At 37.1% G+C, this 13817-nt stretch carries 11 protein-coding genes; 7 read left to right on the top strand and 4 right to left on the bottom strand.

What is annotated here, in order from left to right:
* Nucleotides 1-41: 41 nt before the first annotated feature.
* Nucleotides 42-1550, bottom strand: coding sequence for a VanZ family protein (locus tag RIV7116_RS19640; protein WP_015120058.1), 1509 nt, complete (start codon nucleotides 1548-1550; stop codon nucleotides 42-44).
* 587 nt (nucleotides 1551-2137) lie between these two features.
* Here RIV7116_RS19640 and RIV7116_RS19635 point away from each other — a divergent pair.
* Entirely contained in the window at nucleotides 2138-3751 is a 1614-nt protein-coding gene (locus RIV7116_RS19635) for an adenylate/guanylate cyclase domain-containing protein (RefSeq protein ID WP_015120057.1), read from the top strand.
* A gap of 680 nt (nucleotides 3752-4431) precedes the next feature.
* Here the strand turns inward: RIV7116_RS19635 and RIV7116_RS35955 are convergent.
* Nucleotides 4432-4575 carry a hypothetical protein gene (locus RIV7116_RS35955; RefSeq protein WP_015120056.1) on the bottom strand — a complete coding sequence of 48 codons (144 nt, stop codon included), beginning with the start codon at nucleotides 4573-4575 and terminating at the stop codon, nucleotides 4432-4434.
* Between the two features lie 207 nt (nucleotides 4576-4782).
* Here RIV7116_RS35955 and RIV7116_RS19630 point away from each other — a divergent pair, with 207 nt between their 5' ends.
* On the top strand, nucleotides 4783-6150 hold the full coding sequence (locus tag RIV7116_RS19630; protein ID WP_015120055.1) for an NAD-dependent succinate-semialdehyde dehydrogenase: 1368 nt from the start codon (nucleotides 4783-4785) through the stop codon (nucleotides 6148-6150).
* A 149-nt stretch (nucleotides 6151-6299) separates the two neighbouring features.
* Nucleotides 6300-7943: an acetolactate synthase large subunit gene (locus RIV7116_RS19625; protein WP_015120054.1), complete on the top strand. Its 1644-nt coding sequence runs from the start codon at nucleotides 6300-6302 to the stop codon at nucleotides 7941-7943.
* Nucleotides 7944-8247: 304 nt separating this feature from the next.
* On the opposite strand, the gene RIV7116_RS36515 is transcribed toward RIV7116_RS19625, so the two are convergent.
* The gene (locus RIV7116_RS36515) at nucleotides 8248-8616 is read right to left on the bottom strand and encodes a hypothetical protein (RefSeq protein WP_052330834.1); all 369 of its coding nucleotides are present in this window, start codon (nucleotides 8614-8616) and stop codon (nucleotides 8248-8250) included.
* A gap of 298 nt (nucleotides 8617-8914) precedes the next feature.
* Between RIV7116_RS36515 and RIV7116_RS19615 the strand changes: the two genes are divergently transcribed.
* From RIV7116_RS19615 to RIV7116_RS19600, 4 genes are all read left to right on the top strand, one after another.
* Nucleotides 8915-9820 carry a tetratricopeptide repeat protein gene (locus RIV7116_RS19615; protein WP_015120053.1) on the top strand — a complete coding sequence of 302 codons (906 nt, stop codon included), beginning with the start codon at nucleotides 8915-8917 and terminating at the stop codon, nucleotides 9818-9820.
* Nucleotides 9821-9955: 135 nt separating this feature from the next.
* Nucleotides 9956-10402, top strand: coding sequence for a low molecular weight phosphatase family protein (locus RIV7116_RS19610; RefSeq protein WP_015120052.1), 447 nt, complete (start codon nucleotides 9956-9958; stop codon nucleotides 10400-10402).
* Nucleotides 10403-10620: 218 nt separating this feature from the next.
* Nucleotides 10621-10980, top strand: a complete 360-nt coding sequence (locus RIV7116_RS19605; RefSeq protein ID WP_015120051.1) for a hypothetical protein — start codon at nucleotides 10621-10623, stop codon at nucleotides 10978-10980.
* Nucleotides 10981-11271: 291 nt separating this feature from the next.
* Complete coding sequence (locus RIV7116_RS19600; RefSeq protein ID WP_015120050.1) at nucleotides 11272-11952, top strand: hypothetical protein; 681 nt, start codon at nucleotides 11272-11274, stop codon at nucleotides 11950-11952.
* A gap of 218 nt (nucleotides 11953-12170) precedes the next feature.
* Here the strand turns inward: RIV7116_RS19600 and RIV7116_RS19595 are convergent.
* Nucleotides 12171-13401 (bottom strand): ISAzo13-like element ISRisp1 family transposase gene (locus tag RIV7116_RS19595; protein WP_015121012.1). Its coding sequence is split into 2 segments (ribosomal slippage): nucleotides 12171-12749 and nucleotides 12751-13401, totalling 1230 coding nucleotides; the frame shifts between segments, so codons are not numbered across the junction.
* Between the last annotated feature and the right edge of the window lie 416 nt (nucleotides 13402-13817).

Here is a 13817-nt window from a genome sequence, read left to right as displayed (position 1 = left end):
AGTTGATTAACTACATTCTCAATATGAAAATTGATAACTGTTCACTGTTGACTGTTGACTGTTGACTGTTCACTGATAACTGTTCCCGTTCTCGCTTTCAATATAAACATTGTACCGGCTGTAAATAAGATTCCCAAAAAGATATTTTTGGGGCTGATACTTTTACCGCTTTCTTGTACGAGAATTCCTTCTAATATCAAAGAAGGTAATAATATCCCGGCGGGAAGTAACAAACGGTAAAAGTTGATTTTTCTTTTGGCTAATGTTGTAAGCAACGCTAAACATAAGCCAAACGGAATAAATGTGATTCCGTAATAGAAAAATCTTTTTTCTTTGGGTATTAAGTCGAGTAAGTTTAAGGTATGAATGTTGCTAATGCTGTCTACATAAATTATTAACGATGATTTGGAATAAGTGATAACTATTTGATGTGGTTGGATATCGCTAAATACACCGGGCACTTCTAATTTTACATCGGAAGCGTTGGCTCCTGTGAGGGGAGTTCTCAGCCTAAAGACTAAATCACTTCCTTGTTGTCCCAAGGTAAAGTTACGACGAAAAGAATCATTAGAAAGAGAAATAATTCTTGCTGGACCAACTTGTTCTGTTTTATTAGTAGCCAGAGTAGTGCTAATAGTAAATTCGGAAGCTTTACTTATACTTTTGCTTAAAGATGTGACTGGTGTTGCTGTTTTTAGCCAGTTATTTGAACTTATAAATACTCCTTGTTCATTTTGGATTGCTGATTCTCCATTCCATAATAAGTCTGGTTGTTTTCCAATTCTGTCTTGATATGGTGCTTTTCCTTTAAACTCATAAGCAGCAATTGCAGAATTTCCGAGATTTTCAAAACTATTATTCGGCAAAAATAATTGCTTTACTTGATTCTGAGAAAAAGCTTGATTAGCAATATTGAGTTGCGATATATAACCTTCCCATCCTCTATTAGCTGTTCTTTCGTTACCGACGATCAATGGAAAACTCGGATTCCAGCCAGTTAAATTGGTTGTAGCTTGCCAGGGAATTGTAATTAAAAATGTCAGAATCACATAACCAGTAAAGAACAAGGTAATCTTGCTGATGGAATTACTTGCTCTACTAGTTTCTATTCTATGCAATATTGCTTTAAAGCTTCGAGAATTCCAAATATAAAAGCAAATCAGCCCGAAAAAGCCACCAAAGCTATTGTTAAAAATATCGGCGGGTGTTGGAGTTCTTGAAGGTACCAGAATTTGCAGCAATTCTACCGTTGAAGATAAAGCGGCACTGGCTAAAAATGCTGCGAAAATCTGCCAAACCAATTTCACTTTTCGCTTTTGCAGCAAACCCGTCAAGCCAAATCCTAAAGGCAAAAATAGTAAAACGTTGTTTACCTGGTCATTAAAGAAACTGTTGTTGTCAAAACTATTCACTAATTCTCGTTTAGAGATACTATCTGGTAATGCGAAATTAAACGGATATAATGTCGCAGCTAAGACTATTACTACGCTTGTAATTACTAAAATTAAAAAAATAGAAGTTTTAGATTCAGTTGAATTATCTTGATTCATAAATACGTCGGTTAGATAAAATAATCGATAGACTTTGATGTTGAATGACTCAAATATTAGTTATATTGCTAAATAATGGGTTTTTCTAAATAACTACACCATCACAAATAATTAAGTTCGATTGTAGCGCTTCCTTTTGTATTCTTTCTTCATATACAGCAAATGCAACCCCACTTATATAAAGAATTAGTGAAGTATTTCCATTTATTTGAATAAAATAGGCTACAGAGCTTATTGTTAGGTTGATTTGGGGGAGGGTTAAAAGACTAGTACCGCTGCGCGGAAGTAAAAAGTAAAAAGTAAGAAGTAAGAAGTCTTATAGGATGAGGATTTTAATCGTTAGCAATGGTTGCCAAATTTACGCCTTACTGTACTAGGCTTCCAGGTTTTTGAGAGCTTCTCTGGGATTAATCGTTTCTCGGACAAGAGTTATAGTTGTCGGAGTGCCGTTTGCAGTGTCATAAATGAAATGTATTGCTTTGAAAAACCTATAGTATCTTTGTATCACATATCTAACAGTTGACGGCAGCAGAGTTTTCTGCATTCGCCAACCCATTTAAAACCTAAAATAATAAATCCGAAATCGAATGACCGAGTTGAAACTACGTCTCCAACGGGGAAATACCCAAAAAACGGTGACGGTGGATCAAGATATTTATGTTGTTGGTAGGTTGCCAGAATGTAACCTATGTTTACCTTTTAGCGGAATTTCTCGCAGTCACGCGCGTTTTGCTAAAGGGGAAAATGGTTTGTGGATGGTCGAAGATTTAGGCAGTAAAAACGGCACAATATTAAACGAACAAGCTGTAATTAAGCCTACCTCAATTTCTCATGGGGATGTCATTTGGGTTGGAGATATTTCTCTTGTGGTGCTTTTGACTATTCCTCCCGAGCCACCACCCCAAAGCAGTTATACAGCTTTTTCTGAAGGCAGAACAATACTTCGTAATGTCAAGCAATTACAAGAGGAGTGGATAGGTGCCGATAGTCAAGAAGACAATACTAACAAGAAAGATAGAACTATTGCTCGTCTTAAAGATTTGGTAGATATAGCCAAAAACCTTTCGGGAGCTACTTCTATTGAAGAAATTTTCTCGCAGGTACAACAAGTTGTATTCCGTTATCTTAATAGCATTGACCGTCTGGGATTATTAATTGATGTTAGCAACTGCGGTAAATTAGTTTTGATAAATGCTGCGAGTCGGGATGTTAACAATAAGCAGCAATTAATGGGTGATGATAGTTGGATTAGCCAGAGTATATGCCAGCAAGTCTTTGGAGAAAAAGTTGCAATTCAGTCAGCCGATACCCATCAAGACGAACGATTTGCCGAAGAACACAGCGTTTTTCTCAAGGGTATTCGCAGCGCAATGGCAGTACCATTATGGGACGAAAACAAAGTTGTGGGGGTACTTTATGCTGATGCCAGTTTTTCTTCCTACCATTGGATTAAAGAAGGTTCGGAAGATTTGAGCTTTTTTTCAACTTTAGGAAATCTTGTTTCTTCAAGCGTTCAGCGTTGGCTGTTAGTAGAAAAGCTCAAGAATGAAGAAGTAATCAGGCAAAGATTGGAGCGCTATCACTCACCAGCGGTTGTACAGCAGTTGATAGCATTGGGAGCTTTACCTGACGGACGTTTACCACCCCAAGAAAGCGAAATTAGCATTTTATTCGCCGATGTAGTGGGGTTTACGGCAATGTCTGAAAGGTTTACTCCTACGGAAATTGCGGAATTACTAAATAAATTATTTGAGGAAATGCTACAGGAGGTATTTGCTTGTGGCGGTACTTTGGATAAATATATCGGCGACTGCATCATGGCGTTTTTTGGCGCACCCGAACCGCAGAAAGACCATGCAGATAGGGCTGTGGTTGCAGCGATGAGAATGTTAGCTCGTTTAGAAAAATTGAATTTTAATCATTTTTGGCAAGAACCATTAGAGTTGAGAATTGCAATTAATAGCGGTAAAGCTGTTGTGGGAGATGTAGGTAGTTCTCAAAGAGTGGAATATACAGCTTTAGGAGCAACTATTAATTTAGCAGCGCGCATGGAAGGAATTTGTCACCCAGGGGAATGCGTAGTTAGCGAAGAAACTCATAAAATGCTTTCTAAGCCCAATAGATTTGAGTTAATGGGCAAATATCGCTTCAAAGGTATCAATCGCTTGGTTAAGGTTTATCACAACCGTAGACGATATTAAATATTGGGGATTGGGCATGGGGGATTGGGCATTGGGCATGGGGATTTGTCATTTTATTCATTGCGTAAAGTAATCGTCAGAGCTAGAGTTTTTTATTGAAAACTTATTTTAAAGGCAGCGCAAATTTACGTAATTAATATTATTTCTATTAAATCTTAAATAAAAATGAATAATTTGCATAAATCCGGATAGTTGAGGATGTCAAATAGTACTCTCTATGTTAACCGTATTCAGAACTAATTTCTATACCCGGAAGTATTGACAATTACATTCATTACTATTGCTAATAGATATAGCTCGAACTATTTAACATAGTGTTTATACTGATATTTTTTCCCGGAACATTTATGTGAATATACTCAGTCTATTGATAAAAGTTTTTAGGGAACACATACCATGCTTTTAAATACAGACAGTTTAATATACCTATTCTCGCTATTCTTTCTAACGATGTTTGCGGTTCAGTTTTTTGCGCGCTGAATTGGCGATCGCATCAATAGCTTGGAAAATATCGGATTCACTCTAATGGCTATAACATAAGGGTTTAAAGTCCGAGGCATTTATAAATCCCGCTTCCATCTATAAAACCATTGCTATAGGTTTTATAGATGGAAGTAACAAAAAGTCATCTTGGGAACTGCAATAGCTAAAGGTTGAATATATCAACTCAAGTAACCAAATCAAAACAACTCTGTATAAATACGGTTTTGATATTGGTGCATTGCGGTGAAATGAGCAAAATAGAAATACAGCCCATCGAAATTAATTTTCCCCTCAACTTCTTCAACTTCCTCTTGTAAATCTTCATTTGAGATTCTTTTCATTGAGAATCTTTAATATTTGGCAACTTTTCATAAAAGGTATAACTAAAATTTAAGTAGTGGTTTTCACTTTTAGCGTGTAAAACTATTAAGTCATACCAAATTGTGACGAATAGATTTCATGATGACTTTGTGCTATGAGTCCGTGACAATCCCAAGTCTCAAATCTAGGATGGTATGGCTTCAACCAATTATTTCGAGAGGTGAGTTATGGCGATCGCCACGATAAATCCCACAACTGGGGAAACTCTCAATTCTTTTGAGTCTTTGAACGATACCCAAGTCAAGGATGCTGTATCTTTGGCTCATAAAGCTTTTGGGGATTACCGCAAAACTAGTTTTGGGCAGCGTTCTGAGTGGATGTACAAAGCTGCTGATATTTTGGAACAAGATAAGGCAGATTTTGCTCAAATAATGACTTTGGAAATGGGCAAGCCTTATAAAAGCGCTCTGGCTGAAGTGAGTAAGTGCGCTTTGGTATGCCGTTATTATGCAGATAAGGCTGCTGGATTTCTAAAGGATGTTTCGATAGAAACAGATGCCAGTCATAGTTATGTCAGTTACCAACCTTTAGGGATAGTTCTGGCAGTTATGCCGTGGAATTTTCCTTTTTGGCAGGTATTTCGGTTTGCAGCTCCGGCACTGATGGCTGGCAATGTGGGCTTGCTCAAACATGCTTCTAACGTACCTCAGTGCGCCTTAGCTATTGAAAAAATTATTCACAGAGCGGGTTTTCCCCAAGGTGTTTTTCAAAGTTTATTGATAAGCTCGGACAAGGTAGCAGATATAATTGCCGACGAGCGGGTTAAGGCTGCCACTTTGACAGGAAGTGAAGGAGCGGGAGCTTCATTAGCTGCTGCTGCTGGTAAGCATATTAAAAAAACTGTCTTGGAATTAGGAGGAAGCGACCCGTTTATCGTGTTAGCAAGTGCTGACTTAGAAGCTGCGGCTGTGACTGGAACTACAGCAAGAATGTTGAATAACGGGCAATCTTGTATAGCAGCGAAACGCTTTATTGTTGAGGAGGCTGTTGCTGACAAGTTTGAAAAATTGCTGTTGGACAAATTTCACGCCTTGAAAATTGGCGATCCCATGCAGATTGATACTGATATCGGGCCTCTCGCTACTCACGATATTCTCAAGGAATTAGACGAGCAAGTACAAAAAAGTATTAATAGCGGTGCAACCGCATTGTTGGGAGGAAAGCCTTTATTAAATATGAAAGGGAATTATTATCCACCAACAATTTTGACTAACATTTCTCCCGATTCTGCGACGGCTAAAGAAGAATTTTTTGGCCCGGTAGCGATGCTATTCCGAGTTAAAGATATTGATGAAGCAATACAACTTGCTAATAATACACCCTTCGGTTTGGGTGCGAGTGCTTGGACGAGCGATACAGTTCAACAGCAACGGTTAATTTCCGAAATCGAAGCAGGCGCTGTATTTATCAATGGTTTAGTCAAATCCGATCCCAGAATGCCTTTCGGTGGCACAAAGCTTTCCGGCTATGGAAGAGAATTAAGCATTCAAGGCATACATGAGTTTGTCAATGTTAAAACTGTGTGGGTGAAATAAATTTGTTAGTTGTTAGTTGTTAGTTGTTGGTTGTTAGTTGTTAGTTGTTAGTTGTTAGTTGTAAAAGCCACTAACTACTATCCACTATCCACTATCCACTATCTACTATCCACTAACCACTATCTACTAACTAAAGCAGGGGAATCACAATGGATACAGCAGAATTACTAGTGAAGTGTTTGGAAAATGAAGGGGTGCAATACGTTTTTGGACTCCCCGGTGAAGAAAATTTACACGTATTGGAGGCTTTGAAAAAATCTTCAATTCAGTTTATTACAACCCGTCACGAGCAAGGTGCGGCTTTTATGGCGGATGTCTACGGACGTTTGACGGGAAAGGCAGGAGTATGTCTTTCAACATTAGGTCCTGGTGCGACTAATTTAATGACTGGGGTTGCAGATGCAAACCTTGATGGTGCCCCTTTAGTGGCAATTACCGGACAGGTGGGAACTGATAGAATGCATATCGAATCCCATCAATATTTAGATTTGGTAGCCATGTTTGCTCCCGTAACTAAGTGGAACAAACAAATTGTCAGACCAAGTATTACACCGGAAATTGTTCGTAAAGCTTTTAAAAGAGCGCAGAGAGAAAAACCGGGAGCGGTACATATAGATTTACCAGAAAATATCGCCGCAATGCCGGTAGAAGGTAAGCCTTTAGGTAAAGATAATGTAGAAAAAAGCTTTGCTTCTTTTGCAACCATAAGAGCTGCCGCCGCTGCAATTTCTCAAGCTACAAATCCAATAATTTTAGTTGGCAACGGAGCAATTCGTGCAAAAGCCAGCGATGCCGTAACTCAATTTGCCACAGAGTTAAATATTCCGGTTGCCAATACTTTTATGGGTAAAGGGATAATTCCTTATACTCATCCTTTAGCTTTATGGACTGTAGGATTGCAGCAACGAGACTTTAGTATATGTGGTTTTGATAATACTGATTTAGTAATTGCAATTGGTTACGATTTAATTGAATTTTCTCCTAAAAAATGGAACCCTAACGGTGAGATTCCGATTATTCATATTGCTTCAAAGTTAGCGGAAATTGACAGCAGCTATATTCCAGAGGTAGAAGTTGTTGGTGATATAACTGATTCTTTAAATGAAATTTTGAAGGTAGCAAATAGACATGATAAAGCTGCACCCTACGCGATTAAACTAAGAGAAAATATTCGCGCCGATTACGAGAATTATGCTGACGATGATGCATTTCCGATGAAGCCGCAAAAGTTAATTTACGACTTGCGGCAGGTGATGGGGCCTGAAGACATTGTAATATCCGATGTAGGGGCGCATAAAATGTGGATTGCCCGTCACTACCACTGTCATAGTCCCAATACTTGTTTAATTTCTAATGGTTTTGCAGCAATGGGAATTGCAATTCCCGGAGCTTTAGCAGCGAAACTGGTTCATCCCAACCGTAAAGTTGTAGCGGTAAGTGGTGACGGTGGTTTTATGATGAACTGTCAGGAATTAGAGACTGCATTGCGAGTCGGTACGCCATTTGTGACTTTAATTTTTAATGATGGTGGCTATGGTTTAATCGAGTGGAAACAGGAAAATCAATTCGGTGAAGGTAAAGCATCTTTTATCAAGTTTGGTAATCCCGACTTTGTGAAATTTGCCGAAAGTATGGGATTAAAAGGTTATCGAGTTGAAGCAGCTACCGATTTCGTTCCGATGTTAAAAGAAGCTTTAGCCCAAGATGTTCCTGCGGTAATTGATTGTCGAGTAGATTATCGCGAAAACATGCGGTTTACTAAAAAAGCTGGCGCTTTAAATTGTGCGGTGTAGGTACAGACTGAACCTCACCCCGCCTGCGGCACCCCTCTCTTTATTAAGGAGAGGGGTACACGAGGTTGGAGTGAGGTCTAATTTTTTACTCAACCGAAAAGCGCTATATTTGACTGCTAATACCAATTCTGTATGAGGTTGCGCTGAATCGCTCTGTGCCTGGAAGGCTGGAGCTACCAATACAAAGCCAACCTACGTTGGCTAAATATGGCGCATCTTTATAAAGAAATGGTATAAAATGTAGAGACGTAGCAGTGCTACGTCTCCCAAACCTTATCTGAAATTAATTTTGCTGCTAATGCTTTCATTTCACCTTGAGTATGGGAGTTAATTTTTCCGGAATCCCAGCCATTGCAATACTGTGACATCCGAGTTTGTAAGCAAAATCAATTGACTCTCTCGCAGCTAAAGCGCTATAAAAACCCACTGCAAATTCAATCGCTGCTTTATCTCCAATAGCTTTATTCATCCCAATCGTGTAACTCACATGTTGCGAAATTGCAGTTGCCTGCACTTTAGAATAACAAGCATTTAGAATCACGCATTCTATATTTTTTTGATTTTGATTATTTCTTTGACTAAATAACTCAAATAATTCCGCGATCGCAACTGTAGAAATATAATGACTTTCCTCGTAGGTTTTGCCCTGAGTAATCCACAGGTATAATTCCAAAAGCTCTGCTACAAGTTTATATTGGTGTGAGTCGAATTAACTTATGCAGTTGGAGTAAGGAGTAGTGAGTAATAAGTAAGGAGTAAATGAGTAAGGAAAGTGAGTTGAGAAATTAATTCTTCTCCCCATGCCCCATGCCCCATGCCCCATGCCCAATGCCCAATGCCCAATGCCCCATGCCCAATTACCAATTACCAATTACCCATTACCCATTATCTTAAATGTATTTATTCACTCTTGAAAAACATTCCTATGGATAGTTTTCTAGTAAAGCAGTGAAAAAATATTTTTAAATCCGATGGATGAAAAGCGTCTCCAAATTTATTTCAATATAATCAATCAGCTACTTACCAATGCGACGGGCGAAGAAGAAGAAATAGCTTTAGATACGGAACCCGAATATATTGATGCCGGGTTAGTGCAGACGATGATAGAGGTAGCGCAAGGACTTTCTGAAGAAGGTAATGAAGACGCTGCGGAATTCTTGATAAATATTGCAAATCAGCTAGCTGAAGCTTTAGGATTATCACTTTCAGATTTTAAGGCAGACAATCAAGGTGAATTACTCATACAAGCATTGCTAATTACCGAAGAGACTGAAGGTAATCCAGAAGCTGTATACCCATTACTACATAAGAATATAAATTTCCTTGATGCTACTTTTGCCGAATTCTTGCGAAATTGGGCTATGGATGCAATTTCCGAGTCAACTACTGAAGAAGCAGAAGATATTACTGCCACTATTGGTATTTTCAGCAGTTTGATTCAAGAATTTCCTTTAGGGCAGCGTGCAAACAATTTAGAAATCGCTATTGCTGGTTATGAAGTGGTAAATTGTGTATTCACTGCTTCCAATTATCCCGAACAATGGGCAGCGACTCAATATAACTTGGGGAATGCTTACGCCGATAGAGTTAGCGGGCAAAAAGCCGAAAATATTGAAAAAGCAATTGTCTGCTATCAAAACGGATTACAGCATCATACCCGCGAAACATATCCCTACGAATGGGCAATGATCCAAAATAACTTGGGTACTGCTTATAGCAATAGACTCAAGGAAGATAGAACAGAAAATCTTGACAAAGCGATTCATCATTACCAAGCCGCATTACAAGTTCATACTCGCGAAGAACATCCCGATGAATGGCAAATGGCTCAAAACAATCTTGCAGCAATTTATCATCACAAAGGTAAGAAAATGTAGCAAAGAAATTAGGGCATATATTATATGATGTCCGCAGCGGTTAAAACAAAATGAAATAGTTTTCGTAGCTAGCAATTTCAAGACTTTGCCATTGATTGGGCATCATATGATTTAATCTCTAATTTCTTATTTAAAATGAAAAAAGTACTGTTTTTATGTACGGGTAATTATTATCGCAGTCGCTTTGCTGAAAAATTATTTAACGATTTAGCTTCTCAGAAAAATTTGAGTTGGGAAGCCGATTCTCGTGGTTTAGCACTTGAACGTGGTGTTAATAATATTGGTGCAATTTCTCGGTATGCTGTTGTAGCTTTGAAACAGCGTGGAATTACTATCACACCAGAAGAACGTTTTCCTAAATCTGCAATTACTGAAGATTTTCAACAGTTTGATTTAGTTATAGCCGTTGATGAATCGGAACATCGTTCTTTAATGCAAGAACGTTTTCCTCAATGGCTTAATAATATTGAATATTGGCTAATTCACGATATTGACAAAACTTCTCCCGAAGAAGCCCTCGGAGAATTAGAGAAAAAAGTTCGAGATTTGATTAGTCAGTTAGGAGTGAACAGTGAACAGTGAACAGTTAGCAGTGAACAGTGAACAGTGAGCAGTGAGCAGTTATCAGTTAATTTATAATTTCGTCTCTTTTGCAGAATGAACTGTAGTAAAGTGACAGTTGGGCAAATGCTATTTAAATTTGAACTGTTTAAATTTAAAAGCTTTTGCAGTACTTTTAGAAGTCATATTAATTCTAACTACTGATAACTGATAACTGTTCACTGTTCACTGATTAACCGATGCTGCAAAAAATAAAGGGATTTTTATTCATAGGTGTTGGCTATATGCTTTCACCTCTATCTTGGTGGAACGATTTATTTTTCAATTTACCAATAGCTTATCTTTTCGGTTATTTAGTTAGCTGGATTTCGCCAGATTTATTCATTCCTTTTACGATTATCGGATATTGGATATCAAATATCTTAGGCATCATCATGATGCAAATCGGGGCTACCGATGTATTTTTTGAAAACAAACAGAAAAATTTCAAGAAAGATTTACTTATTGGTTTAGGAAGTTCAACCCTCTACACTCTGCTAATTTTAGGATTGGTATATTTTCATATCTTGCAAATTCCTTCTTTTTTAAATGAGATATGAATGGACTGAGAATTTTTAAAGGTTAATAATTTCTATACTTCATTTTTTTGAGTTTTATACAAGCATTTGATAGTAATTTTACGTCTTCTACCAAAGGTTATAACTTTTTCAGTAATAATTCGGAGATTATTTTGCAACTTTTTCTACTTAGGTAATCTCCCGATAGAGATTATTATCTAAAAAATAAAGCATTGTTGAAATTATTACCAAAATCAAATGAAGATGGTAAAAATACGTAAGAGGTTAGTTAACATAAGCTTAACCTTTTAATAATCCTTAGACAATATTCAGATGAATAATAAATTATTAAAACCAAATTTTGGGGATAAACAATTACAAACAACCCGGCTTAAGCAGACAAATATTATCCCTTTTACGATATATCTTGTAGCATTTGTTATGTTACTTATTGCATGGTTGCAGCCAGCAGTTAGTTTTTCTATATTATTCAGAGACGTGTTTGTAGCTGCTTCTGTAAAACCTTATTATGGGTTGTTTTCAAATATAGGAATTTTTCTATGGTCAGCTACAGCCGCAATATTATTATTCTGTGGAACTGTATTAATTAACGTCAATAAAAACCATAAATACTCTAAGTTTCTGTTATCTTTCGGCAGTTTAACGCTGTTGCTAGCACTAGATGATTTCTTTATGCTGCATGAAACAGTTTTTCCCGTGCTTTTGAAAATATCTGAAAAAGTAACTTTTCTTGCCTATGCAATCATTACAGCCTATTGTTTGTTTAAGTTCAGAAAAATTATTTTTAATAGTTATTTTACAATATTTATAATAGCAATAACATTTCTGTTGTTATCAATTATTGTTGACCAATTAATCCCTGCAAGTAGCTATTTATTTAAAGTAGATGATGGTTATTTTTTTGAAGATAGTTTGAAATTCATTGGGATTATTTCTTGGTGTTTCTACTTTATCAAAATTAGTGGAGAGCAAATAATATCTTTGTCGAAATAATCAAGCTTCTGCTATTCTTTGTTAGTAACTATGGTATGGCGAAAAGAGATGTGGTATTGCTACATCTCTAAATTTTATTAGACTATTTGTATAATCGGAATTTAAAAAAGTGCAGGTTTTGACCTTAAAGCAGGTTCTATTGTTTTTCAGCGACCGAAGGATAAATTGAAAGTTTTAAGCATATTTACTTAGGATTCATGTAAAAATAACTTGAACAATTAACCAGAAATCTGCGGTTTAATAATGTAGTTCCACTCACCATGAAAAGAGTTTCGTTCAATGGCAATATTATCAAGCTCTTTATCTGTAACTTTAATTCCTGTTTGATAGAGGTTTTCGTCTAGTCGAGCTTCGACAACCAAGCCCTGTGTAGTGGTAGTATTGCCAATCAGATTAATCACTACTTGTAAGCTAGTTAATGGTCGACCTCGCCAGTTAGTTGTGATGTGACAAAATAAACGATGCTCTATTTTGTTCCATTTACTTGTACCAGGAGGAAAATGGCAAACATGAATACTTTTACCAATTTCGGTTGCAAACTCTTGCAGCTTTAACTTCCATAGTCGAGAACGATAACTATTGCTACCACCCGAATCTGCTGTAATCATTATATGCTCAGACTTTGGATATAAAAGATTACCCATTGAGTACCACCAATGGCGAATAGACTCGACCGCAAACTCTGCGGTGTCATGGTCAATGCCGACATTAACCCATCCTTTATTTAAGGTTAGATCATAAATTCCATAGGGAATTGCCTTACCGGCGTTAGGGTCAACAAAGTCATGCATCCTTACTTTCAACTGGCTGTTCGGAGTCACACCATTCAGTTCCAGGATTTTTAAAGTTTCCGATTAACTCTTTTTTCTTAGTATCAACTGAAATTACAGGTTCGTTGTGGGACTGAAAATATTTGACTTGGTTAGAAATATATAAAAACTGGTCGTCTCTATCCTCATGAGATGAACCATCACGAGTCTTACGATTTGATTGTAGGCTGTAGCCAAGAGATTCAAGTAAGTTGTAAACACTTTTTGGACTAATACTATGCCCTCCCTCCTTAAGTGCAGCAGCAAGTTTTACAACACTTTTATTCGTCCATTTTATCGGTGATTCTGGGTCTCCTAAAGTCATTGGTTCAAGCAATGATTCTAAATCTGATAGCAGCATCGCATCTTTTTCTTCGAGCAGTTTCCGTCCACCACCTACTGTGCGGATTCGAGTACTCTCATCCTCCGTTTTTACTTCATCCAATTTTGACAGCAAATCAATTCCACTATGAATTGTAGTTCGAGATAAACCAGTTGCGATCGCAACTGCTGTTACACCTCCCCACCCAAGGCTTTGGGCTTCAATTGCTGCCCAGATACGCCGTGTTTTCTCGTTCAGATAAGGAGATAAAGAATCATATTTGTCTTGAATTATTTTAACTTTGTGATTATCAGGCATCTAACACTGCAATTTACACTACATTATAATTATTTAACTTTCTGGCTAATTGTTCAAGTTATTTTTACATGATTCCTTAATTCATAAACCTGTTTTTCTAAGCGCACATACATAAAATTTTATATGCCATGAGGAAGAAACCAGGTTTCTATAAACAGATTGAATTTGATATACAAGATGCAAGCATTTATTTTAGTAAAGAACTAATGACAGAGCAGATTTGAATACAGTATAATTAGCATAGTTTGATATATTTTAATGTATGTAAACGAAAATTTATGTCAGTTGTTGATTTGTTGAAAGGTAATTGTAGCGGTTTTTTTAATCCTCAAACAAATTCATGCCTTCCGATGAATTGCGTATATATAAGAACTCAGGATATAAATAGAAGTCTGAATTATAAATATTTCCTGAAA

Origin of the sequence: Rivularia sp. PCC 7116 (assembly GCF_000316665.1) — a bacterium.
GTDB lineage: Bacteria > Cyanobacteriota > Cyanobacteriia > Cyanobacteriales > Nostocaceae > Rivularia.
The sequence above is the reverse complement of the archived record's forward strand: the minus strand, read 5'-3'. Positions and strand labels throughout refer to the sequence as shown.

Coding starts and splice junctions, on each gene's coding strand:
- RIV7116_RS19640 (WP_015120058.1), bottom strand. CDS start 1,550: ATGAATCAAGATAATTCAACTGAATCTAAAACTTCTATTTTTTTAATT.
- RIV7116_RS19635 (WP_015120057.1), top strand. CDS start 2,138: ATGACCGAGTTGAAACTACGTCTCCAACGGGGAAATACCCAAAAAACG.
- RIV7116_RS35955 (WP_015120056.1), bottom strand. CDS start 4,575: ATGAAAAGAATCTCAAATGAAGATTTACAAGAGGAAGTTGAAGAAGTT.
- RIV7116_RS19630 (WP_015120055.1), top strand. CDS start 4,783: ATGGCGATCGCCACGATAAATCCCACAACTGGGGAAACTCTCAATTCT.
- RIV7116_RS19625 (WP_015120054.1), top strand. CDS start 6,300: ATGGATACAGCAGAATTACTAGTGAAGTGTTTGGAAAATGAAGGGGTG.
- RIV7116_RS19615 (WP_015120053.1), top strand. CDS start 8,915: ATGGATGAAAAGCGTCTCCAAATTTATTTCAATATAATCAATCAGCTA.
- RIV7116_RS19610 (WP_015120052.1), top strand. CDS start 9,956: ATGAAAAAAGTACTGTTTTTATGTACGGGTAATTATTATCGCAGTCGC.
- RIV7116_RS19605 (WP_015120051.1), top strand. CDS start 10,621: ATGCTGCAAAAAATAAAGGGATTTTTATTCATAGGTGTTGGCTATATG.
- RIV7116_RS19600 (WP_015120050.1), top strand. CDS start 11,272: ATGAATAATAAATTATTAAAACCAAATTTTGGGGATAAACAATTACAA.